At 40.1% G+C, this 20971-nt stretch carries 18 protein-coding genes and 1 tRNA gene; 18 read left to right on the plus strand and 1 reads right to left on the minus strand.

The genetic code is table 11. From position 1 onward, the window contains the following. Nucleotides 1–16: 16 nt before the first annotated feature. The 11 genes from PQ578_RS05980 to PQ578_RS06030 all read left to right on the plus strand — a co-directional run bounded on the left by PQ578_RS05980 (nt 17) and on the right by PQ578_RS06030 (nt 12790). The gene (locus PQ578_RS05980) at nt 17–532 is read left to right on the plus strand and encodes a metallophosphoesterase (protein WP_273832614.1); all 516 of its coding nucleotides are present in this window, start codon (nt 17–19) and stop codon (nt 530–532) included. Between the two features lie 116 nt (nt 533–648). Next, nucleotides 649–725, plus strand: a tRNA-Arg gene (locus tag PQ578_RS05985). Between the two features lie 243 nt (nt 726–968). Continuing rightward, entirely contained in the window at nt 969–1997 is a 1029-nt protein-coding gene (locus PQ578_RS05990; RefSeq protein ID WP_273832615.1) for a tetratricopeptide repeat protein, read from the plus strand. Nucleotides 1998–2256: 259 nt separating this feature from the next. Further along, nucleotides 2257–3549 (plus strand): trigger factor, encoded by a 1293-nt coding sequence (gene tig / locus PQ578_RS05995; protein ID WP_098444437.1) that lies wholly within the window; start codon nt 2257–2259, stop codon nt 3547–3549. A gap of 325 nt (nt 3550–3874) precedes the next feature. Continuing rightward, nucleotides 3875–5149, plus strand: coding sequence for an ATP-dependent protease ATP-binding subunit ClpX (gene clpX, locus PQ578_RS06000; RefSeq protein ID WP_098444436.1), 1275 nt, complete (start codon nt 3875–3877; stop codon nt 5147–5149). Nucleotides 5150–5346: 197 nt separating this feature from the next. Further along, nucleotides 5347–7014 (plus strand): ATP-dependent protease LonB, encoded by a 1668-nt coding sequence (gene lonB / locus PQ578_RS06005; protein ID WP_098444435.1) that lies wholly within the window; start codon nt 5347–5349, stop codon nt 7012–7014. A 282-nt stretch (nt 7015–7296) separates the two neighbouring features. Then, the gene (gene lon, locus PQ578_RS06010; protein WP_273832616.1) at nt 7297–9618 is read left to right on the plus strand and encodes an endopeptidase La; all 2322 of its coding nucleotides are present in this window, start codon (nt 7297–7299) and stop codon (nt 9616–9618) included. Further along, on the plus strand, nt 9615–10196 hold the full coding sequence (gene yihA / locus PQ578_RS06015; protein ID WP_159783561.1) for a ribosome biogenesis GTP-binding protein YihA/YsxC: 582 nt from the start codon (nt 9615–9617) through the stop codon (nt 10194–10196). Before lon ends, yihA begins: the two co-directional genes overlap by 4 nt. Nucleotides 10197–10478: 282 nt before the next feature. Further along, the gene (locus PQ578_RS06020; RefSeq protein WP_337958004.1) at nt 10479–11294 is read left to right on the plus strand and encodes a transporter substrate-binding domain-containing protein; all 816 of its coding nucleotides are present in this window, start codon (nt 10479–10481) and stop codon (nt 11292–11294) included. A 75-nt stretch (nt 11295–11369) separates the two neighbouring features. Beyond that, the gene (locus PQ578_RS06025; RefSeq protein ID WP_273832617.1) at nt 11370–12029 is read left to right on the plus strand and encodes an amino acid ABC transporter permease; all 660 of its coding nucleotides are present in this window, start codon (nt 11370–11372) and stop codon (nt 12027–12029) included. 20 nt (nt 12030–12049) lie between these two features. Then, nucleotides 12050–12790, plus strand: coding sequence for an amino acid ABC transporter ATP-binding protein (locus tag PQ578_RS06030; RefSeq protein WP_273832618.1), 741 nt, complete (start codon nt 12050–12052; stop codon nt 12788–12790). A 39-nt stretch (nt 12791–12829) separates the two neighbouring features. Here PQ578_RS06030 and PQ578_RS06035 read toward each other — a convergent pair whose 3' ends face one another. Beyond that, entirely contained in the window at nt 12830–13306 is a 477-nt protein-coding gene (locus tag PQ578_RS06035; protein WP_273832619.1) for a LiaI-LiaF-like domain-containing protein, read from the minus strand. Nucleotides 13307–13543: 237 nt separating this feature from the next. Between PQ578_RS06035 and hemA the strand changes: the two genes are divergently transcribed. From hemA to spoVID, 7 genes are all read left to right on the plus strand, one after another. Then, a complete protein-coding gene (gene hemA, locus PQ578_RS06040; RefSeq protein ID WP_098444429.1) occupies nt 13544–14917 on the plus strand; it encodes a glutamyl-tRNA reductase in 1374 nt (457 codons plus the stop codon). Nucleotides 14918–14934: 17 nt separating this feature from the next. After that, nucleotides 14935–15762, plus strand: coding sequence for a cytochrome C assembly family protein (locus PQ578_RS06045; protein WP_098444428.1), 828 nt, complete (start codon nt 14935–14937; stop codon nt 15760–15762). A 25-nt stretch (nt 15763–15787) separates the two neighbouring features. Further along, nucleotides 15788–16717, plus strand: coding sequence for a hydroxymethylbilane synthase (gene hemC / locus PQ578_RS06050; protein WP_273832620.1), 930 nt, complete (start codon nt 15788–15790; stop codon nt 16715–16717). Then, nucleotides 16714–17460, plus strand: coding sequence for a uroporphyrinogen-III synthase (locus PQ578_RS06055; RefSeq protein WP_273832621.1), 747 nt, complete (start codon nt 16714–16716; stop codon nt 17458–17460). Before hemC ends, PQ578_RS06055 begins: the two co-directional genes overlap by 4 nt. Nucleotides 17461–17472: 12 nt before the next feature. Beyond that, a complete protein-coding gene (hemB, locus tag PQ578_RS06060) occupies nt 17473–18450 on the plus strand; it encodes a porphobilinogen synthase (protein ID WP_273832622.1) in 978 nt (325 codons plus the stop codon). 24 nt (nt 18451–18474) lie between these two features. Then, nucleotides 18475–19761: a glutamate-1-semialdehyde 2,1-aminomutase gene (gene hemL, locus PQ578_RS06065; protein ID WP_273832623.1), complete on the plus strand. Its 1287-nt coding sequence runs from the start codon at nt 18475–18477 to the stop codon at nt 19759–19761. Between the two features lie 143 nt (nt 19762–19904). After that, nucleotides 19905–20924 (plus strand): stage VI sporulation protein D, encoded by a 1020-nt coding sequence (spoVID, locus tag PQ578_RS06070; RefSeq protein WP_273832624.1) that lies wholly within the window; start codon nt 19905–19907, stop codon nt 20922–20924. Nucleotides 20925–20971 lie beyond the last annotated feature (47 nt).

Genomic DNA, 20971 nt, shown 5'->3' on the forward strand with positions numbered 1-20971 from the left:
CGAAAAGAGGTGGCGTATGAAAGTACTAGTTGTAAGTGATAATCATAGCTCTAATGAAGAATTACACCATCTGGTAGAACGACATAAGCACGAAGTGGAATGTATGATCCACTGTGGAGACTCTGAATTTGATTATGATGCAGAGGAGATGCTTCCGTTTCAGGTAAGAGTCAGAGGGAATTGTGACTTTGATGACCGCTATCCAGATGAGTTAGTGCAAACGGTAGGAAATAAAACTATTTTCGCTACGCACGGCCACTTGTATAATGTAAAGATGACTTTAATGAAATTGCATTACAAAGCAAAAGAAGCCCAGGCAGATTTAGTTTGCTTTGGTCATTCGCATGAAGTGTTAACATTATTCGAAGAAGGTACGCTTTTCGTTAATCCAGGCAGCGTGAAACTTCCGAGAAAACCCGCTATTCAAACTTACGCTATTGTGGAGTGGACGAGTGATGCAATTGAAGTCACATACCATGATGAAAATGGAAAAGTGATTGAGGAAATTTCTTCAACGTTTACTCTTTCATAATCGAAAAAAACACAGCGTATGCTGTGTTTTTTTCTATTGTTTCCTATTGACTTTACTAATGTAATCCGATATATTAATACATGTCGCTAGAAACTGAATCGTTTTATACTAACAATGTCCCAGTAGCTCAGCAGGATAGAGCAACAGCCTTCTAAGCTGTGGGTCGCAGGTTCGAATCCTGCCTGGGACACCATTATATGTTTTCTTTAAAGGCATTTATCCTTTGTGATAGAATGGCTTTTTTTGTATATCTGATGTTGCTAATGAGCTTTTACAGCAATCATAAATAAACAGATAAAAGGATTTCAGATTCCGGTAGCGTGCTTCAGCTTGAGTTTACAGGTGGATACTGATAAACTGATATCTAATCGTAGCTGCGCCTTTCCTGCTGTAAACTCTTTTAATAGAGAATATAAGAGAGTGGAGCGATTACGTCATGGATAAAGAAAAGGATGAAAGGAAAATAGTTTATTTTCCAAACGTGGCAGGTAAGCTTGTCGAAAAAGGAATGGCAGCACTAAAAGCTAAAGAAATAACAAAAGCGCATGAACATTTTAGTCAGCTACTTGAAATTGAGCCGGAACATCCACAGGGGCACTTTGGAATGGTTTTAAGCCTAGTGGAGATGGGCAATTTGAGTGAAGCGTCTGAACGCTGTGAAACAATGATGCAGCAGGGGATCGGGGACTATTACGACATTTTTCAAGTATACATATCAATTTTAGTTCAGCTTGGAAAGTATCAGAAAGTAGTTACGATGATCGAAGCAGTATTACAAGAAAATCAACTTCCGTCTAACATTGCGGAGTCGCTCTACCAGCTGCTACATTTTAGCAGACAAATGACGAGCTATGACCTTGATTCTGAGGCTGATTATGATGCTGGTCACGAGGAAGATGTTGACAAGCTCATTGATTATTTGGAGAGCGATAAGACGGAAAAACAGTGGTTAGCCATTCAAAAATTAAGCACTGTGGATGAACAAAAGTCTCTCCCCGTATATCTTACATATTTAAATGCAACAAACAAGGATCCTCTCCTTAAAAGTCTTGTTTTACAAGTATTGAGAGAAAAGGAATTGGATCAAGAAGTTGTCGTACATAAGTTTGGAAGAGAGATCAAGGTGAATCCAGCTACATTACAGGATATCTTTTTACAAGATTTCTCCTTAAGTGTGAAATCCAAGCTCTCTGATGTGGTGGAGCAGGGAAATCCAGCACTATTTGAAATGTGCATGCAAATTTGGTGGCACTATTTATTTGCCATCACTCCGTTTGAAGCAGAGCCTTCAAATAGTTCAGTGTGGGCAGCTGCTGTCCATAAGGTTGCATCTGAAATGAACGGTGAAGACGTAACAAATGAAGATCTACGTATGTTTTACGAAGTAAAGCCTTCCGAGTTCGAAGTAGCTGCGAATCGAATCATGAATATTGAGAATCAACCCTTTTATCGGCCATTCGAATAGTAATACATGGAAACGAAATGGTTTTGCTTGCGCTAACGCGTCATTATCGTTAAGCTGTACTATGGCTAAACGGTTTTCATTCACGCCGTATGTGTTGAAAACTCGCTGTTCTATGTTATAATACAATAGTTGCAAACCCATATTTACTAGTAAAAGAGACCGTTTAAAAGACAGTAGACGCTTTTATACTCCAAAAGGCGTCATCTACTTTAAACGCTCGATTAGTGGAAATATATTTATTGTTGGAGGTAATGTGTAAATGACTGCAAATTGGGAAAAGCTTGAAGGTAACCAGGGCGTCCTTACTGTTGAGGTAGACGCTGCTGAGGTAAATAATGCGCTTGATGAAGCATTCAAAAAAGTTGTAAAACAGGTTAACGTTCCTGGATTCCGTAAAGGAAAAATGCCACGTTCTCTTTTTGAAAAACGTTTTGGTGTAGAATCTCTTTATCAAGATGCTCTTGATATTATTCTTCCTAAAGCTTATTCAGAAGCAATTGACGAATCTGGTATCGAACCAGTTGACCGTCCTGAAGTTGACGTTGAGCAAATGGAAAAAGGTCAAAACTTGATCTTTAAAGCAACTGTAACCGTTAAGCCAGAAGTGAAACTTGGCGAATACAAAGGTCTTGAAGTTGAAGAACAAGATACAAACGTTACAGATGAAGAAGTAGAAGCAGAGCTTAAATCTCTTCAAGAAAAACAAGCTGAACTTGTAGTAGTTGAAGATGGCGAGCTAAAAGAAGGCGATACTGCTGTAATCGACTTCGAAGGTTTCCTTGGTGAAGAACCATTTGAAGGTGGAAAAGGCGATAACTATTCATTAGAAGTAGGCTCTAACACTTTCATCCCTGGTTTTGAAGAGCAATTGATTGGTGAGAAAGCTGGCGCTGAGAAGGAAGTTAAAGTAACTTTCCCTGAAGAGTACCATGCTGAAAATCTTGCTGGACAAGAAGCTACTTTTAAAGTGAAGATTCATGACATTAAGCGCAAGGAACTTCCGGAGCTTGATGATGAGTTCGCTAAAGACGTAAATGAAGAAGTCGAAACGCTTGATGAGCTTAAGAAAACAACGAAAGAAAATCTTGAAAAACAAAAAGCAGAAGATGCTGACGTTCAAAAGAAAGACTCGTTGATTGAAAAAGCTGCTGAAAACAGTGAAATTGATCTCCCATCTGCAATGGTAGATGCAGAAGTAGATCGTATGCTTCAAGAATTTGAGCAGCGTCTACAGCAACAAGGTATGAACCTTGAAATGTACTACCAGTTCTCTGGACAAGATGAGAAAGCACTTCGCGAACAAATGCAAGAAGACGCTGAAAAGCGCGTACGTACAAACTTAACGCTTGAAGCGATTGCAGATGCTGAAAACGTGGAAGTTTCTGAAGAAGAAGTAAACGAAGAACTTTCTAAGATGGCTGCAATGTACAACATGGAAGAAGAACAAATTCGTTCCATGTTAACAATGCAAGGTGGCACTGATGCACTTAAAGGTGACCTACGCATTCGTAAAGCAATTGATGTTCTTGTAGATAACAGTAAAAAAGCATAATTCAAGCTAATAGACTGGCTTATTTTGAACAAGGCGCTTAATTGCGCCTTGTTTTTACAAAAAGAAGTAGTAATGAAATGACACGAAGTTGCTAAACATAGTAGTAAGACAATCACTCGATACATAAAAAGCTATAAAGAGTCGTTTTACTTCGTATCCTTTTGTGTTATATGATACAATTTCAGTACATAAATAGGATGAGAAACCAGTGGTGGATAACCGTTATGATTGCTTTTTGTAGTCGGAGTTCAAGTGAACAGACGGAGATCCTTTTCCAGATAGACCTACTCGGGTTTCATCGAGATCAAAGGTTAGGGGTGAATTCATGTTTAAATTTAACGATGAAAAAGGACAACTTAAGTGTTCTTTCTGTGGTAAAACACAGGATCAAGTCCGAAAGTTAGTTGCAGGACCAGGTGTCTATATCTGTGATGAGTGTATTGAACTTTGCACTGAAATCGTTGAAGAAGAGCTTGGAACTGAAGAAGAGGTGGATTTCAAAGAAGTACCGAAACCACATGAAATCTGCCAGATTCTTGATGACTATGTCATTGGACAGGAGAAGGCTAAAAAGTCATTATCAGTAGCTGTTTACAATCACTATAAGCGAATCAATGCATCTTCGAAACCTGATGATGTAGAGTTGGCGAAAAGTAACATTGCTCTTATCGGACCAACCGGTAGTGGTAAAACACTACTTGCACAAACGCTTGCTAGAATTCTAAACGTACCATTTGCTATTGCAGACGCTACGTCGTTAACAGAAGCTGGTTATGTTGGTGAGGATGTTGAGAACATTCTTCTTAAGCTAATCCAAGCTGCGGATTACGATGTGGAGAAAGCCGAAAAAGGAATTATCTATATCGATGAAATTGATAAGGTAGCTCGTAAGTCGGAAAATCCGTCGATCACACGTGATGTATCTGGTGAAGGTGTTCAACAGGCGCTTCTTAAAATTCTTGAAGGTACAACAGCTAGCGTACCTCCACAGGGTGGCCGAAAACATCCACATCAAGAATTTATCCAAATTGATACAACAAATATTCTCTTTATTTGTGGTGGGGCATTTGACGGAATTGAGCAAATTATCAAGCGTCGTCTTGGTAAGAAGATTATCGGATTTAGTGGTGAAGCGAAACAAGAGGATCTTAAACCGGGTGAATATCTAGGTAAAGTTCTTCCAGAAGATTTACTTCGCTTTGGACTTATTCCTGAATTCATCGGTCGTCTTCCTGTTATTGGAAGCCTTGAGCCGCTTGATGAAGAAGCGCTTGTTGAAATTCTTACTAAACCTAAGAATGCGCTTGTTAAACAATATCAAAAGCTTCTTGAGCTTGATGACGTTGAGCTTGAATTTGAAGATGATGCACTTGTTGAAATTGCGAAACAGGCAATTGAACGTAAAACAGGTGCGCGTGGACTTCGTTCCATTATTGAGGGCATCATGCTTGATGTTATGTATGATCTTCCTTCACGTGATGAAATTAAAAAGTGCGTATTATCTGCTTCTACAGTAAGCGAAAAAACGACACCTAAATTAATCCTTGAAGATGGTTCAGTCATCGATGAAGACAAGAAATCACCAAAAGAAAGTGCTTAATCTAAAAACCAACCACTAAAGTGTGGTTGGTTTTTTTGTTTGTATAGCTCCTCTCTAATTAACGCTATATCCTTCTCGGTTTTACACTTAGTGGATCGGATGCTAACTTTCGGCGAGTCATTTTGTTCATTTCCGGTTTATGGAACCAATGGTGAGGAGATACTAGTGCTATTGATCAATCATCAGGAGGTAGGAGTATGAATTGGACAGGGATAGCACTAGCGATACAATTGTTTTTTGGGATTGTCATAGGATTGTATTTTTGGAATTTACTTCGGAATCAACGAACTCAAAAGGTTTCTATAGATAAAGAATCACGAAAAGAAATGGAGCATTTACGGCGATTGAGAAGCATTTCTTTAAGCGAACCGTTATCAGAGCGTATTCGCCCTACAGGCTTTTCAGAAATCGTTGGTCAGGAAGAAGGAATTCGTACCTTAAGGGCGGCGATCTGTGGGCCGAATCCACAGCACGTTATCATTTATGGCCCCCCTGGAGTAGGAAAGACGGCAGCAGCACGACTTGTATTGGAAGAAGCGAAACGTAATCGGGGAACGCCTTTTAAACAGTCCGCTGTCTTTGTAGAGTTGGATGCAACGACGGCGAGGTTTGATGAGAGAGGGATAGCGGATCCATTAATCGGTTCTGTTCATGATCCTATATACCAAGGTGCTGGAGCAATGGGACAAGCGGGTATCCCTCAGCCAAAGCAAGGAGCAGTTACGAATGCTCATGGAGGTATTCTTTTTATTGACGAAATAGGAGAGCTTCATTCTATCCAAATGAATAAGTTATTGAAGGTGCTTGAGGATCGTAAAGTGTATCTTGAGAGTGCTTATTATAATGAAGAAAACACAACAATTCCGAATCACATACACGATATCTTTCAAAACGGACTACCGGCAGATTTTAGGATGATTGGAGCTACAACAAGAACACCTGACGACATTCCTCCAGCTATTCGTTCAAGATGTATGGAAGTATATTTTCGTGAGTTAAGTCAGGATGAAATCGCACGAATTGCAACCAGAGCAGCCAAAAAGCTAAATTTAACTCTTGATGAAGACGGAATTGAACGAGTAAGTCGATATGCAAGGAATGGGCGCGAAGCAGTTAATTTAATGCAAATAGCAGCTGGACTAGCCATTACAGAAAACCGTGATAGGATAACGGCTACCGACATGGAATGGGTCGTCCATGCGAGTCGGCTTTCGCCTCGACCTGAAAGAAAAGTACCGCTTTATCCGGCAGTAGGTGTCGTAAACGGGCTAGCGGTTTATGGACCTAATACTGGTGCGTTACTTGAGATTGAGGTCACGGCAGTTAAAGGAAAATTAGATAAAGAAGGTTCCGTTACCATAACAGGAATTGTAGAAGAAGAAAGCATCGGAAATCAATCAAAGTCCATACGAAGAAAAAGTTTAGCCAAATCTTCCGTAGAAAATGTGATGACTGTATTAAAGTCCATGGGCATTCCTGTAGACGCTTATCAGTTACATATTAATTTTCCTGGTGGAGTGCCTGTAGATGGTCCATCAGCTGGTGTAGCCATTGCAACAGGGATCTACTCAGCAATTAAAGGAACTCCAGTTAGTAATAAAATTGCGATGACGGGTGAAATTAGTATTCATGGATTTGTTAAGCCAGTAGGCGGTGTTTTTGCAAAAGTGACGGCTGCGCGTGATGCCGGAGCTGAACTAGCGCTTATTCCGAAAGAAAACGATGAAGAAATGTTGCAAATAATTAAAGGTATTAAAGTTGTAGCCGTTACACATCTCTCGGAAGTGTTTGATGCAGCGTTTGAAACTGGAAAACCCCAAGAATTCCCTTCCATTGTTATTGGAAAATCCCAGCCAGGAAGTTAACGGGCGGGGTTTTTCTTTTTGCAATAGTGATTCAACCAGTATCCTTTGTAACGGTTAAACATCGAATTGACTAAGCGGTTTTCAATTTAAGGAAGCAATTGCTACTATTTTTACAAAGTTAGTTTCCTGGTGGATGTAAGTTTTTTTAGAGTTTGAGCAGGGATGATTAGACAAGTAGAAGAAACTTAGGATACAATGAAGTACAACTTATCAATAGTATAAGCTCGGATCAAAAGTGATTTTCCTAACGTTTTTATAGTTTGTTGTCTGGAGGTGCCATGATTGAAAAATGAACATAAAACATTACCATTGCTACCTTTAAGAGGATTGCTTGTTTATCCCTCAATGGTTCTTCATCTCGATGTAGGCCGGGATAAGTCGGTTCAAGCACTTGAAAAGGTCATGATGGATGATCAAAAGATTTTTCTCTCTACACAAAAAGAAGTGGAGATAGAAACACCTGAAGTAAATGATATTTATGAAATTGGAACACTTGCTACTGTAAAGCAAATGTTGAAATTACCAAATGGTACAATTCGCGTACTCGTTGAAGGACTTCAGCGAGGCAAAATTATTGAGTTTAAAGATACAGAAGAATTTTACGAAGTTGAGATCGAACAAATCGATGAAAGTGCTGATATGAATGTGGAAGATGAAGCGTTAATGCGCACAGTGCTTGATTTGTTTGAACAATACATTAAAGTTTCAAAAAAGGTGACGGCGGAAACATTTGCTTCAGTGAGTGATATTGAACAGCCTGGGCGATTAGCTGATATTATTGCTTCTCACCTCTCTTTAAAGATTCGTCAAAAACAAGAAATTCTCGAAACGTATAGTTCACATGAACGATTGAATAAGTTGATTGAAATTCTTCAAAATGAAAAAGATGTTATTGATCTTGAAAAGAAAATTGGCCAACGAGTAAAGCGCTCGATGGAGAAAACGCAAAAAGAGTACTACCTTCGTGAACAAATGAAGGCTATTCAAAAAGAACTTGGTGAAAAAGAAGGCAAAACTGGTGAAATCGCTACTTTAAAGGAAAAAATTGAGAAAGCCAATATGCCTGTAAACGTTCAGGAAATGGCGTATAAAGAGCTAGATCGTTATGAAAAAATTCCCCAGAGCTCGGCTGAAAGTTCTGTCATTCGGAATTACATCGATTGGTTAATACAAGTGCCCTGGTCCAATGAGACAACAGATAACCTTGACATTAATCATGCCGAAAAAATTCTCGATGAGGACCATTATGGCCTCGAGAAAGTGAAAGAAAGAGTGCTCGAATACCTTGCCGTTCAACAGCTTACAAAGTCTTTAAAAGGACCGATTCTTTGTCTTGTTGGACCACCAGGAGTTGGGAAAACGTCACTTGCAAGATCGGTTGCACGGTCAATTGGCCGTGAGTTTGTTCGAATTTCTCTCGGTGGTGTACGTGATGAAGCAGAAATTCGTGGACATCGTAGAACTTACGTTGGTGCGATGCCTGGTCGTATTATCCGTGGAATGAAAAAAGCGGGTACTGTCAATCCGGTCTTCCTGTTGGATGAAATCGACAAAATGTCGAATGATTTCCGTGGTGATCCATCTTCAGCATTATTGGAAGTATTGGATCCGCAGCAAAATAATACGTTTAGTGACCACTATATCGAAGAACCGTATGACCTTTCAAAAGTGATGTTTGTGACAACTGCAAATAACCTTTCAACAATTCCTGAGCCACTTCTTGATCGAATGGAAGTGATTCAAATTGCAGGATATACGGAAATTGAGAAAGTGAACATTGCTAAAAACTACCTTGTTCCTAGGCAGCTTGAAGAACATGGGTTGAAAAAAGGGAATCTCCAAATTAGAGAAGAGAGTCTTTATAAGCTTGTTCGTCATTATACACGAGAAGCTGGGGTGCGTAACCTCGAACGTCAAATTGCAACGGTTTGCCGGAAAGCAACAAAAATAATTGTATCAGGGAAGAAAAAGCGAGTTATTGTTACTGAAACAATGCTGGAAGAGTTGCTAGGTCATCCGAAATTCCGTTATGGTGAGGCTGAGAAAGAAGATCAAGTTGGTACAGCGACAGGGCTCGCTTATACAACAGCAGGAGGAGATACGCTAGCAATTGAAGTATCTCTCTCGCCGGGAAAAGGCAAATTGATCTTAACAGGCAAGCTAGGGGATGTAATGAAGGAATCAGCACAGGCTGCGTTCAGCTACATTCGCTCGAAATCTGAAGAGCTCTCGATTGATCCAACATTCCATGAAACGAACGATATCCACATCCATGTTCCAGAAGGTGCTACACCTAAAGATGGTCCTTCTGCAGGAATTACAATCGCTACAGCTCTTGTATCTGCGTTAACGGGTAAGGCAGTTCGAAGAGACGTAGGGATGACAGGAGAAATCACGCTTCGAGGACGAGTTCTTCCGATTGGTGGACTAAAGGAAAAGTCCCTTAGTGCTCACCGTGCTGGATTAACAACAATTATCATGCCGAAAGAAAATGAGAAAGATCTGGATGATATTCCAGAAAGCATTCGCAAAGATTTAACATTCCTTCCAGTGTCACATCTGGACGAAGTGTTAAAAACCGCACTTGTGGGGGAGAACAAATGAAAGTAACAAAATCAGATTTTATTATCAGTGCTGTTAAACCAGAGCAGTACCCAGTAGAAGGCTTGCCAGAGATTGGCTTAGCGGGACGATCAAACGTTGGGAAATCTTCGCTCATTAATACACTGATTAATCGTAAGAACCTTGCTAGAACTTCTCAAAGACCTGGTAAAACCCAGACGCTTAATTTTTATCTTATTAATGAACGTTTGTATTTTGTTGATGTTCCAGGTTACGGATTTGCTAAGGTATCTAAGAAAGAAAGAGATGCCTGGGGCAAAATGATCGAAACCTATTTAACTGATCGCGATCAGTTAAAAGCAGTCATCCAAATCGTAGATTTACGCCATGCCCCATCAAATGACGACGTGGTAATGTACGATTGGTTAAAGCACTATGAAATTCCGGTGATTGTCGTAGCGACAAAATCGGATAAAATCCCTAAAGGGAAATGGCAAAAACATTTAAAAGTTGTAAGTCAGACATTAAAAATTGAACCAACAGATCGACTCGTTACATTTTCTTCTCATACTGGACAGGGAAAAGAGGATGTCTGGAATGCAATAAAATCCTATTTATAGATTTCAAACCCGGTCAAAGGACCGGGTTTTTCTATCGGTTTTATTTTCAGATTATTAAGAAAAGAATGTTTTTAAATGGATTTGAAAGGGAATGGGAATAAAGTAGAGGAAAAAGAAGAATGTACTGGCTCTTTGTGTGCTATCAGAGCTTAGGCTGGAATAGGGGGTGTAAAGACTATGAGTCAGAATTGAAAGAAATGTCTAAATATTGGTATTATAGGAATAACGCAGTTTACATAATACTAACTGCATAAAAGAAAAGTCGTATAAGGGGGACATGTGATGATGAAAAGAAAATGGAGTTTTCTCACTGCTCTTATGGTAATGTTTTTACTTGTTTTAACAGCGTGCGGAGGAAATGAAGAAAGTAGTGGAACCTCTAGTTCTGAAGGAGACGACGGATTGGAATTAACGGAGGATGGCAAATTTAGTTATGTTGTATCAGGGGAGTTTCCTCCATTTAGTACAGTAGATGCAAATGGTGATCTTGATGGATTTGACGTTGCGGTAGGTAAAGCTATTGCGGAAAAACTTGATCTTGAACCCGCCGTTGAAAAATTTAAATTTAGCGGGATGGTATCTGCTATTCAATCTGGTCGTTATGACGCAGCGGTTGCTAGTCATACGATTACTGATGAACGTAAGGAAGCCGTGAATTTTAGTGAGCCCTACTATTATTCAGGACCTGTTCTTTATGTTCAACCTGGTAGTGAAATTCAGAGTGTAGAAGACCTTGAAGGTAAAGACGTAGCTGTCTCAAAAGGTTCAACTTATGAGAAATCAGCTCAAGAGTACACTGATAAAATTTCTAATTATGATAGTGACCAAACTGCGTTACGCGCCCTAAGTGAAGGAAAGCATGATGCGGTTATAACAGATGATATTACAGGCAAACAGGCAATGGAAGAAGATTTTAAGATTGAGAAAGTAGAGCAGTTAGGAACAAGTGAACAAGCTGTTGCGATTAAGAAAGAAAACTCAAATCTTCTTGAGGCAGTTAACAAAGCTCTAGAAGAGTTAAAAGAAGACGGAACGTTAACAAAACTTAGCGAGGAATACATCGGAGTCGATATCACCCAGAATCCTGAAAGTGAGTAAGATTGAGGAATGTGTGCGGTGCGCGCATTCCTTTTTTACCTGTAATGTTACTGAATTCTAAGGAGCTGATCGCACTTGCCAACTTTTGCTCATTTTTTTGAAACGCTATTAGAGAGCTATCCGGTATTCTTTGAAGGACTCTGGCTTACGATTCGAGTTACATTCGTATCTGTTTTAATAGCTGTTTTTATTGGCCTGTTTTTTGCTTTATTTAAAATTTCACAATCCAAGACTTTGAATTGGATTGCAAATGTGTACATTGCTATTATTCGAGGTACACCGCTAATAGTTCAAATTTTTATCTTCTATTTTGGTTTAACCGAGTTCAATATCCCGAAATTTTGGGCTGCCTCAATTGGACTTGCCCTACATAACGGGGCTTATATCGCAGAAATTTTTCGTGGTTCCATTCAATCAATCGACAAAGGTCAGATGGAGGCAGGTCGCTCTCTTGGGATGAGTCATACACTTGCGATGCGACGTATTATTCTCCCACAGGCTTTTAGAAGAGCGTTACCACCCCTTGGTAACCAATTTATCATTGGATTGAAAGATTCCTCGCTAGCAGCATTTATAGCCCTTCCGGAATTGTTTAGCGTTGCAACTACACAGGGGGCAAGAACGTTTGATGAGATGACGTATTTACTTATAGTAGCTGTATACTATCTCGTACTTGTTTTAATCTTCACGCTTCTTGTTAATCTCCTTGAAAAACGATTATCTGCTAGTGATTAAGAACGAGAGAGGTGCTGTCGATGGTAGAAAAAGCGGAAATGATTAGAGTAGAGAAATTGAACAAATCATTTGGAGATCTTCACGTCCTAAAAGATATTGATCTTGAAGTAAATGAAAGCGACGTTGTTGTGCTTATAGGCGCCAGTGGCTCTGGTAAGAGTACGCTGCTTCGGTGCATGAATTTTCTTGAGATCAAAAATAGCGGAAACGTTATTATTGAAGGTGAAACGATTGACCCTCAAAAAAACGATTTAAATAAAGTCAGACAGCGCGTCGGCATGGTTTTTCAACATTTCAACCTTTTTCCTCATAAATCGGTTTTAGAAAATGTCATTGAAGCTCCGTTAATGGTAAAAAAATTAAAGCGGGCCGAAGCGGAGAAAGAGGGAAAGGAACTTCTTGCAAAAGTAGGTCTTGGAGATAAAGCAAATGTCTACCCTAATAAACTTTCCGGCGGTCAGAAGCAGCGAGTTGCTATTGCGCGAGCGCTTGCCATGAAGCCTGATATTATGCTGTTTGATGAGCCGACATCAGCGCTTGATCCTGAATTAGTGGGAGAAGTTCTATCTACGATGAAAGAACTAGCAAAAGAGGGTATGACAATGGTTGTCGTCACGCATGAGATGGGTTTTGCTCGAGAGGTAGGAGATTGGGTCGTCTACATGCACGATGGAAAAATTGTAGAGAAAGGCCACCCAAGTGAGTTGTTTAGTGAACCAAAGGAACAGAGAACGCAGGACTTTTTAAGTTCTATTTTATAACATGAATTTTGAAATAAAAAAGTAAGGGGTGCTGGCCCCTTACTTTTTTTTCGTTACAAGATAAATTCCAATAAGAATTAGTGCGAGGGGCCAAAACTTTCCAACAAAGGAAAAAGTGGAGTTAAGCCAGAGTTCCAAGCCAGAATAAAGAAGTTCAATAATGGAAAGGGCGAGTAAAAGTAACCCAGGAACGAGACCGGTTTTTTTTGTTTTATAGTATGTAACGAGATAAGCTGCACTTAGGATCAGTGTATACATTCCCCAGCTATCAGGCCAAACAGCGATTTTAGTGACAAAATAGAAATGTACGCCAAGCCCAAGGAGCAAAATCCCCGGAAAAAGCATATTCCCTTCTTTTGCAATAGAACCTTGAATGATCATGGCGAGACCTATCACAATTAAAATAACTTGCCAATTCATGAGATGATCTGAAAAGGGAAGGTTTAGCGTTTGAAATAAATAATAAAGTCCAATTCCAATAAATAAAACACCCGGAAAAATACTTTGACGTTTCAATGAAAATCCTCCTAGTTGAAAGAGATACGCAAGTTTTGCTATACATTTGATTTTCTGGTACATTAATAGTTGTATGATTACTAATAATATGCAGAGATAATTCTTTATTCATCATATCATAATTGCTTTCATAGTCTGTTCACATTTCATAACTCTGTGCAATTTGTCACATGTTATAATAGTGATAGATGATAGCAAAAGATTAGGTTTGGTTAACAATTTTTTGGGGGTGGAACGATGCACATCCTGGTCGTAGGGTTGAACCACAAAACAGCCCCTGTGGAAATACGAGAGAAACTTTCCTTTCAGGAGAATGATTTGCCTGAAGCATTAGATAAGTTGCGTCACTCTAAAAGTATTCTAGAAGCTGTGATCTTATCAACTTGTAACCGTACAGAGTTATATGTTGTTGCTGATCAGCTTCATACAGGGAGATATTATTCAAAAGCTTTTCTATCTGAATGGTTCGGAATTGAGAAAGAAGAATTTTCACCATATCTAGTAATTCGCGAAAACGATGCGGCGACAGAACACCTTTATCGTGTAGCATCTGGACTTGACTCTCTTGTTATCGGGGAAACGCAAATACTTGGACAAGTTCGCGATGCTTTCTTGCTTGCTCAGCACTCAGAGACAACAGGAACAATTTTTAATCAGCTCTTCAAGCAGGCGATTACTCTTGCTAAACGGTCCCATTCGGAAACTGAAATTGGAGAAAACGCCGTTTCGGTCAGCTATGCTGCAGTCGAGTTAGCGAAGAAGATTTTTGGTGGGCTTCAAAATAAACACGTTGTCATACTTGGCGCAGGCAAAATGGGTGAGCTTACTGCTAAGAACTTGCAAAGTAACGGTGTAGATCAAGTAACGGTCGTGAATCGTACGCTTGAGAAAGCAACAGAGCTTGCTTCTCGTTTTAAAGGACAGGCTCGTTCTATGGATGAAGTAGAAACTGCGCTTGCTGATGCAGATATTCTAATTAGTTCAACTGGGTCTACAAACTATGTTTTAACCGAGCAAAATGTAAGACCGCTTCTCAAAAAGCGCAGAGGTCGTCCATTGTTTATGGTTGATATTGCTGTTCCTAGAGATCTAGACCCATCCCTTAATAATATGGACTCGGTTTTCTTGTACGACATTGACGATCTAGAAGGAATTGTTGAAACCAATATTGCAGAACGTAAGAAAGAAGCAGAGAAAATAGAGCTAATGATTGAAGAAGATCTTGTTCAATTTAGAGAGTGGCTTAATACACTCGGCGTTGTACCAATGATTACAGCTTTACGTACGAAGGCACTTGCGATTCAAGCAGAAACAATGAATAGTATTGAACGTAAATTGCCTAACTTAACGGATCGAGAACGAAAAGTATTAAGTAAACATACGAAAAGTATAGTGAACCAGCTGCTACGTGATCCCATTGTTCGTGTGAAGGAGATGGCTGCAGAGCCAAATGCAGAGGAGTCGCTTGAGATCTTCACCAAAATCTTTGCGATTGAAGAAGAAATTGAGAGAGAACTTCATAAGCAGCGAGTGAAAGAAAACGAAGAAAAAAGACAGCATGAATCCGTTGACTACTCCCCTTTATTACAGGCATCGCAGTTGCGCTCCTAGGAGAGGAGACATGAGTTGTGACCAACGCCAGCTGGCTTTATGATATAACTATTTTACTTTATGCCCTTAGTGTACTGGGTTATTTTATTGATTTCTTGCAAAACAGCCGGAAAGTGAATCAGTTTGCTTTCTGGTTGCTTTCTATTGTCTGGGTGCTGCAAAGTGCGTTTCTTGTAACGCAGATTATTGAAATTGGCGGTTTCCCGATTTTAACACCTTTTGAGGGGTTATTTTTTTATGCATGGGTGATTGTTTCGCTATCGCTCTTGATTAACTGGTTTTTTCGAGTCGACTTTTTTGTGTTTTTTGCAAATGTACTCGGTTTCAGCATTATGGCTATCAATTTATTTGCTACTAGAGAGCAGGCTTCAAGTCTGCTCACGGAACAACTGATGTCTGAGCTGTCGATTATTCACATTACAATGGCTTTTTTATCATATGGGGCATTTTCGCTTTCGTTTATTTTTTCAATTATGTATTTGATTCTTTACCAGATGTTGAAAAGGAAAAAATGGAATAAACGATTAAGAAGATTTGGCGATCTATCCCAGCTTGAGAAACTGTCCTATTTATGTAGCGTTCTCGGTGTTCCACTGCTATTACTAAGTCTTATATTAGGAATTGTTTGGGCTATTTTAAAGGTAGACCAATTTAGCCTGTTCGATGCTAAAGTAATTATTTCATTTTTTGTACTAGGCGCTTATAGTACCTACTTATATCAAAAAGTGGCTAGAGAGATGGAAGGACGTTCCCTTGCGTTATGGAACGTTGCTGCGTTTCTTATTGTATTAATTAATGTCTTCCTTTCTGGAACATTGTCAGAATTTCATTTCTGGTATGTATAAGGGAGAACAGGTTGGAGGAGTAACCATGCGTAAAATTATCGTAGGCTCAAGAAGAAGTAAATTAGCGATTACTCAAACGAAGTGGGTGATCAGTAAGTTAAAGGAGTTAAACCCCGGCGTAGATTTTGAAATAAAAGAGATCGTCACTCGTGGTGACAAAATCTTGGACGTCACCCTTTCCAAAGTTGGAGGAAAAGGGTTGTTTGTGAAGGAAATTGAAGACGCGATGTTAAACGGTGATATCGATATGGCTGTTCATAGTATGAAAGATATGCCTTCTATTCTTCCGGAGGGTCTAATGATTGGCTGTATTCCAGAACGGGAAGATCATCGAGACGTGATTATCTCTGAATCAAAAAAAACATTTAGAGAACTACCTGAGGGTGCTGTTATTGGTACAAGTAGTCTAAGGCGCGGGGCACAGTTAAAAGCGATAAGACCTGATGTTGAAATTAAGTGGATTCGCGGAAATATTGACACACGTATCCGTAAATTAACAGATGAAGATTACGATGCGATTGTGCTAGCAGCTGCAGGTCTACATCGCATGGGTTGGTCAAAAGAAATTGTCACAGAGTACCTTGATCCTGACTTGTGCGTACCGGCTGTAGGGCAGGGAGCACTCTCCATCGAGTGTCGAGAGAGCGATGATGAGTTAAAAGCGATTCTTGAGAAATTTAGCGATAAAGAAACAACGAGAACAGTATTAGCAGAACGCGCTTTCCTTCATACACTTGAAGGAGGTTGTCAGGTTCCGATTGCAGGTCATGCGACGCTTAATGGTGACAAAATTACGGTTACGGGCCTTGTTGGAGAACCGGATGGATCTATTATTATTAAAGAGATGGAAATGGGTAGTGATCCTATACAAGTAGGAAATACGCTTGCGAATCGAATGAAGGAACAGGGTGCTAAGGACATCCTTGATCGTGTGAAAGAGGAATTAGATCAATGAGTTCTCCGCTCTCAGGAAAGCGTGTAATGGTCACGAGAGCTAGGGAGCAGGCAGGAACATTTACGAAATTAATTGAAGAAAGAGAGGGGATTTCGATTGAAATCCCTCTTATTTCGTTCCAACCCCGAAATCAATTGTTAAATTCGATTGAATTAAGCGAATATAGTTGGCTCTTATTTACGAGTGCCAATGGCGTACGTTTTTTCTTGAAGCAGGCGAATATTCCAAAAGGTATAAAAGTTGGCGCGGTTGGAAGCAAAACAGCAAAAGCCCTTAAGCGGTACGGAATTCAAATTGATCTTATGCCAAAAAATTTTGTGGCGGAAGGACTAGTTGTCGCCCTAGCAAAGCAAGCTGAGCCCCATGAGAAAATACTGCTACCAAGAGGAAATCTTGGTCGAGCGGTATTACCGGGGCAATTAAGTGAATTAGGGTACGACGTTACTGACCTACCTATTTATGACACTGTCATTCCATTTGAATCCAAGGCAGCGTTAATAGACGTAGTAGAAAATCAGGCGTGTGATGTGATTACGTTCACTTCTTCGTCAACAGTCCATCATTTTGCTCAACTTCTCGGTGCGGACAATTTGAAAGATCTGCTTAAAGGGATCACAATAGTAGTAATTGGCCCGATTACTGAGAAGACGCTGCGATCATACGGGATCGTACCGCAAGTCGTACCTGACCAATATACCATTGAAGGAATGCTTGAAAGCCTTGAGCGTTTTTTTAATAAATAGGAGGAAATGATAATGGAAAAAGCAAACTTTCATCGTCACCGTCGATTAAGACGTTCTGAATCAATGAGATCCCTCGTAAGAGAAACGTATTTACATAAAGAGGATTTTATCTATCCGATTTTTGCAGTTGAAGAAGAAAATGTGAAAAGAGAAATTCCTTCTATGCCAGGTGTTTATCACTATTCACTAGACCGTTTAAATGAAGAGGTACGTGAAGTCGTTGATCTTGGTATTAAATCCATTATGATGTTTGGTGTTCCAAACCATAAAGATGCCGTTGGTTCAGAGGCATACTGTGATACTGGAATTGTTCAAAAAGCAATTGCGCAAATTAAAGATGAGTTTCCTGAGTTAACTGTTATTGCAGATACATGCTTGTGTCAATATACAGATCACGGGCACTGTGGTGTTATCGAGAATGGTTACGTACAAAATGATGAATCACTTGAACTACTTACAAAAACAGCGATTTCTCAAGCTAAAGCAGGAGCTGATATGATTGCCCCATCGAACATGATGGATGGTTTCGTAGCGGCCATTCGTCATGGCCTTGATGAAGCAGGTTTTGTTGATGTTCCTATTATGAGCTATGCTGTGAAATTCTCATCTGCCTTTTATGGTCCATTTCGTGATGCTGCTCATAGTACACCACAGTTTGGTGATCGCAAAACGTATCAAATGGATCCAGCTAATCGACTCGAAGCCATTCGAGAAGCAGAAAGCGACATTGAAGAAGGTGCTGATTTCTTAATGGTAAAACCGGCCCTTTCTTATCTTGATATCATTCGCGAACTAAAAGACCGCTACCCACTTCCAATGGTTGCCTATAACGTCAGCGGGGAATATTCCATGATAAAGGCAGCTAGTCAAAATGGATGGCTGAATGAACAAGAGGTTGTTCTTGAGAAACTAACAAGCATGAAACGTGCGGGAGCAGATTTAATCATTACTTATTTTGCAAAAGACGCTGCTCGCTGGCTAGATCAATAGAACCGAAAGAGAGGGACTACAAAAATGGGTAATTATGATCGTTCCAAAGAAGCTTTTAAAGAAGCATCTAAAGTGATGCCTGGCGGCGTAAACAGTCCGGTAAGGGCATTTAAATCCGTTGGCATGGATCCGATTTTTATGGAAAAAGGAAAAGGCTCTAAAATTTATGACATTGATCAAAACGAATACATCGACTATGTACTTTCCTATGGTCCGCTCATTCTTGGCCATGCTGATGAGCAGGTTGTTGATCGGCTTAAAAAGGTAACGGAGCTTGGTACGAGTTTTGGAGCGCCTAGTCAGTATGAAACAAAACTTGCTGAGCTTGTGATTGAACGAGTGCCATCAATTGAGATCGTTCGTATGGTAAACTCGGGAACGGAAGCTACGATGAGTGCGTTGCGTTTAGCTAGAGGCTACACAGGTCGTAATAAAATACTTAAGTTTGAAGGATGCTATCATGGTCACGGTGACTCCTTGCTAATTAAAGCGGGGTCTGGCGTCGCGACGCTAGGTCTTCCGGATAGTCCGGGCGTCCCGGAAGGAATTGCTAAAAACACTATTACAGTACCTTATAATGATCTCGAAAGCCTTCGTTATGCTTTCCAGGAGTTCGGAGATGATATCGCTGGCGTTATCATCGAGCCTGTAGCGGGCAACATGGGTGTTGTGCCACCTCAGCAGGGTTACCTTGAAGAAATTCGTAAAATCACTGAGGATAATGGAACGCTTCTTATTTTTGATGAAGTTATGACTGGCTTCCGCGTAGGTTACAATTGTGCGCAAGGGTACTATAATGTTACTCCTGATTTAACTTGTCTTGGGAAAGTAATTGGTGGAGGCTTACCGGTTGGTGCCTATGGTGGTAAAAAGGAAATCATGGATCAAATTGCTCCAAGCGGTCCGATCTATCAAGCGGGAACACTTAGTGGAAATCCACTTGCGATGACAGCAGGATATGAAACACTTTCCCAACTCACACCAGAAAGCTACCAGGATTTCGAACGTAAAGCAGAGCGACTTGGAGAAGGGCTTTCAAAAGCTGCAGCAAAATACAATATCCCTCATACCGTGAATCGTGCGGGGTCGATGGTTGGTTTCTTCTTTACGAACGAGGATGTTATTAATTTTGAAACAGCATCTTCTTCTAACCTTGAACACTTTACAAACTATTTTAAAGAAATGCTTGCACAAGGAATTTCACTACCCCCGTCTCAATTTGAAGGAATGTTTCTTTCAACAGCTCATACTGAGCACGACATCGATGAAACAATTGCTGCTGCAGAAGCGGCTTTCTCAAAGCTTGTTTAATCCAAAGCTACTGGCATTTGCCAGTAGCTTTTTTGATTGAGGAGACAGAGGGAGCTTTCTCAATCTTACTCAAATTAGACATAATCCTGTGAATTCCTCATACATGTGTAATGTATGGATAATGTTTGAAAGGAGGAGAAAGCATGCCTGAAGGCTCATATTTGCATTTCTCCGTAGAGGAGCAGGTCTGGTTAAAGAAAGGACAGGAAGTTGAAGAGGTTCTATCGATATCACTCGATCCTGAAATTTCGATTGAAGAGTATGAAGATTATGTAGCTGTGAAAGGCTGTTTATATTTAACGGGAGAATATTTGCAGCGTGATCAAACAGGTCATGAAGATATCAGTGAGGGTTCTCCCTACCGCTCAATTCATGAAGTTCATGTAAGAGAAGATGGTACGGCGTCGATGGGACACCGATTTCCGGTAGATATTACGATTCCTGCAAGTCGTATTAGAAGTCTAGAAGATATATTTGTTACGGTCGATACGTTTGACTACACGGTAGTGGAGGAGAATTGCCTTCAGTTGAAAGCTGACATATCCATTAGTGGGATCCAGGGTGATCCAAATCGTGTAGAAATAGAGGTTGATGAGGTGGAAGAAGACGAAAGTGAATGTAGTCAAGAAGAGGAAAGCGTGTGGGAGAATGATATTAAATACGTTGAGCACGAGGAAGAATCACTTGAACAAACCTCTCATTTACGCACCCCTCAAGTAGATATGCGAGCACAATCCGATTCGGATGAAGTTGATTATTCAAATACGAGTGCAGAAATTGAAGGAAATGAGGAATACCTGGAACCAACGTATGACTTTTTAACGCGGATGGCTCGCCAATTGGAAGGATCAACTGAATATAACAATCAGCCTATAGTAGAAGAAACACGCTCTGGTCAAAACAACGATTATGATGAGGAAAAGATACTTGAACAAAAGAAACAAACACCTCGAGAAGAAAATGCCCTTTATTTAACAAGTATGTTAACAAAAGAAGAAGAGCAGTTTTCGAAAATGAAAATGTGCATCATCCAACCTGGTGATTCATTGTCTGAAATTGCAGAACGCTATCGTGTTCTTCCAAGTCACCTTGCTCGCGTAAACCGTCTTGAAGAAGAAGAGGTAAAGGAAGGGCAAATCTTATATATACCAGTGAATCGGTAAATTCTCTTGCCTGACCGCTAATGAATCAATTGTTTTTGGTGGTGTGA

This window comes from Guptibacillus sedimenti, from assembly GCF_028610665.1.
Lineage (GTDB): Bacteria > Bacillota > Bacilli > Bacillales > Guptibacillaceae > Guptibacillus > Guptibacillus sedimenti.

Coding starts and splice junctions, on each gene's coding strand:
- PQ578_RS05980 (WP_273832614.1), top strand. CDS start 17: ATGAAAGTACTAGTTGTAAGTGATAATCATAGCTCTAATGAAGAATTA.
- hemA (WP_098444429.1), top strand. CDS start 13,544: ATGCACATCCTGGTCGTAGGGTTGAACCACAAAACAGCCCCTGTGGAA.
- spoVID (WP_273832624.1), top strand. CDS start 19,905: ATGCCTGAAGGCTCATATTTGCATTTCTCCGTAGAGGAGCAGGTCTGG.
- PQ578_RS06055 (WP_273832621.1), top strand. CDS start 16,714: ATGAGTTCTCCGCTCTCAGGAAAGCGTGTAATGGTCACGAGAGCTAGG.
- tig (WP_098444437.1), top strand. CDS start 2,257: ATGACTGCAAATTGGGAAAAGCTTGAAGGTAACCAGGGCGTCCTTACT.
- hemC (WP_273832620.1), top strand. CDS start 15,788: ATGCGTAAAATTATCGTAGGCTCAAGAAGAAGTAAATTAGCGATTACT.
- PQ578_RS06020 (WP_337958004.1), top strand. CDS start 10,479: ATGATGAAAAGAAAATGGAGTTTTCTCACTGCTCTTATGGTAATGTTT.
- PQ578_RS06030 (WP_273832618.1), top strand. CDS start 12,050: ATGGTAGAAAAAGCGGAAATGATTAGAGTAGAGAAATTGAACAAATCA.
- lonB (WP_098444435.1), top strand. CDS start 5,347: ATGAATTGGACAGGGATAGCACTAGCGATACAATTGTTTTTTGGGATT.
- clpX (WP_098444436.1), top strand. CDS start 3,875: ATGTTTAAATTTAACGATGAAAAAGGACAACTTAAGTGTTCTTTCTGT.
- hemL (WP_273832623.1), top strand. CDS start 18,475: ATGGGTAATTATGATCGTTCCAAAGAAGCTTTTAAAGAAGCATCTAAA.
- yihA (WP_159783561.1), top strand. CDS start 9,615: ATGAAAGTAACAAAATCAGATTTTATTATCAGTGCTGTTAAACCAGAG.
- hemB (WP_273832622.1), top strand. CDS start 17,473: ATGGAAAAAGCAAACTTTCATCGTCACCGTCGATTAAGACGTTCTGAA.
- PQ578_RS05990 (WP_273832615.1), top strand. CDS start 969: ATGGATAAAGAAAAGGATGAAAGGAAAATAGTTTATTTTCCAAACGTG.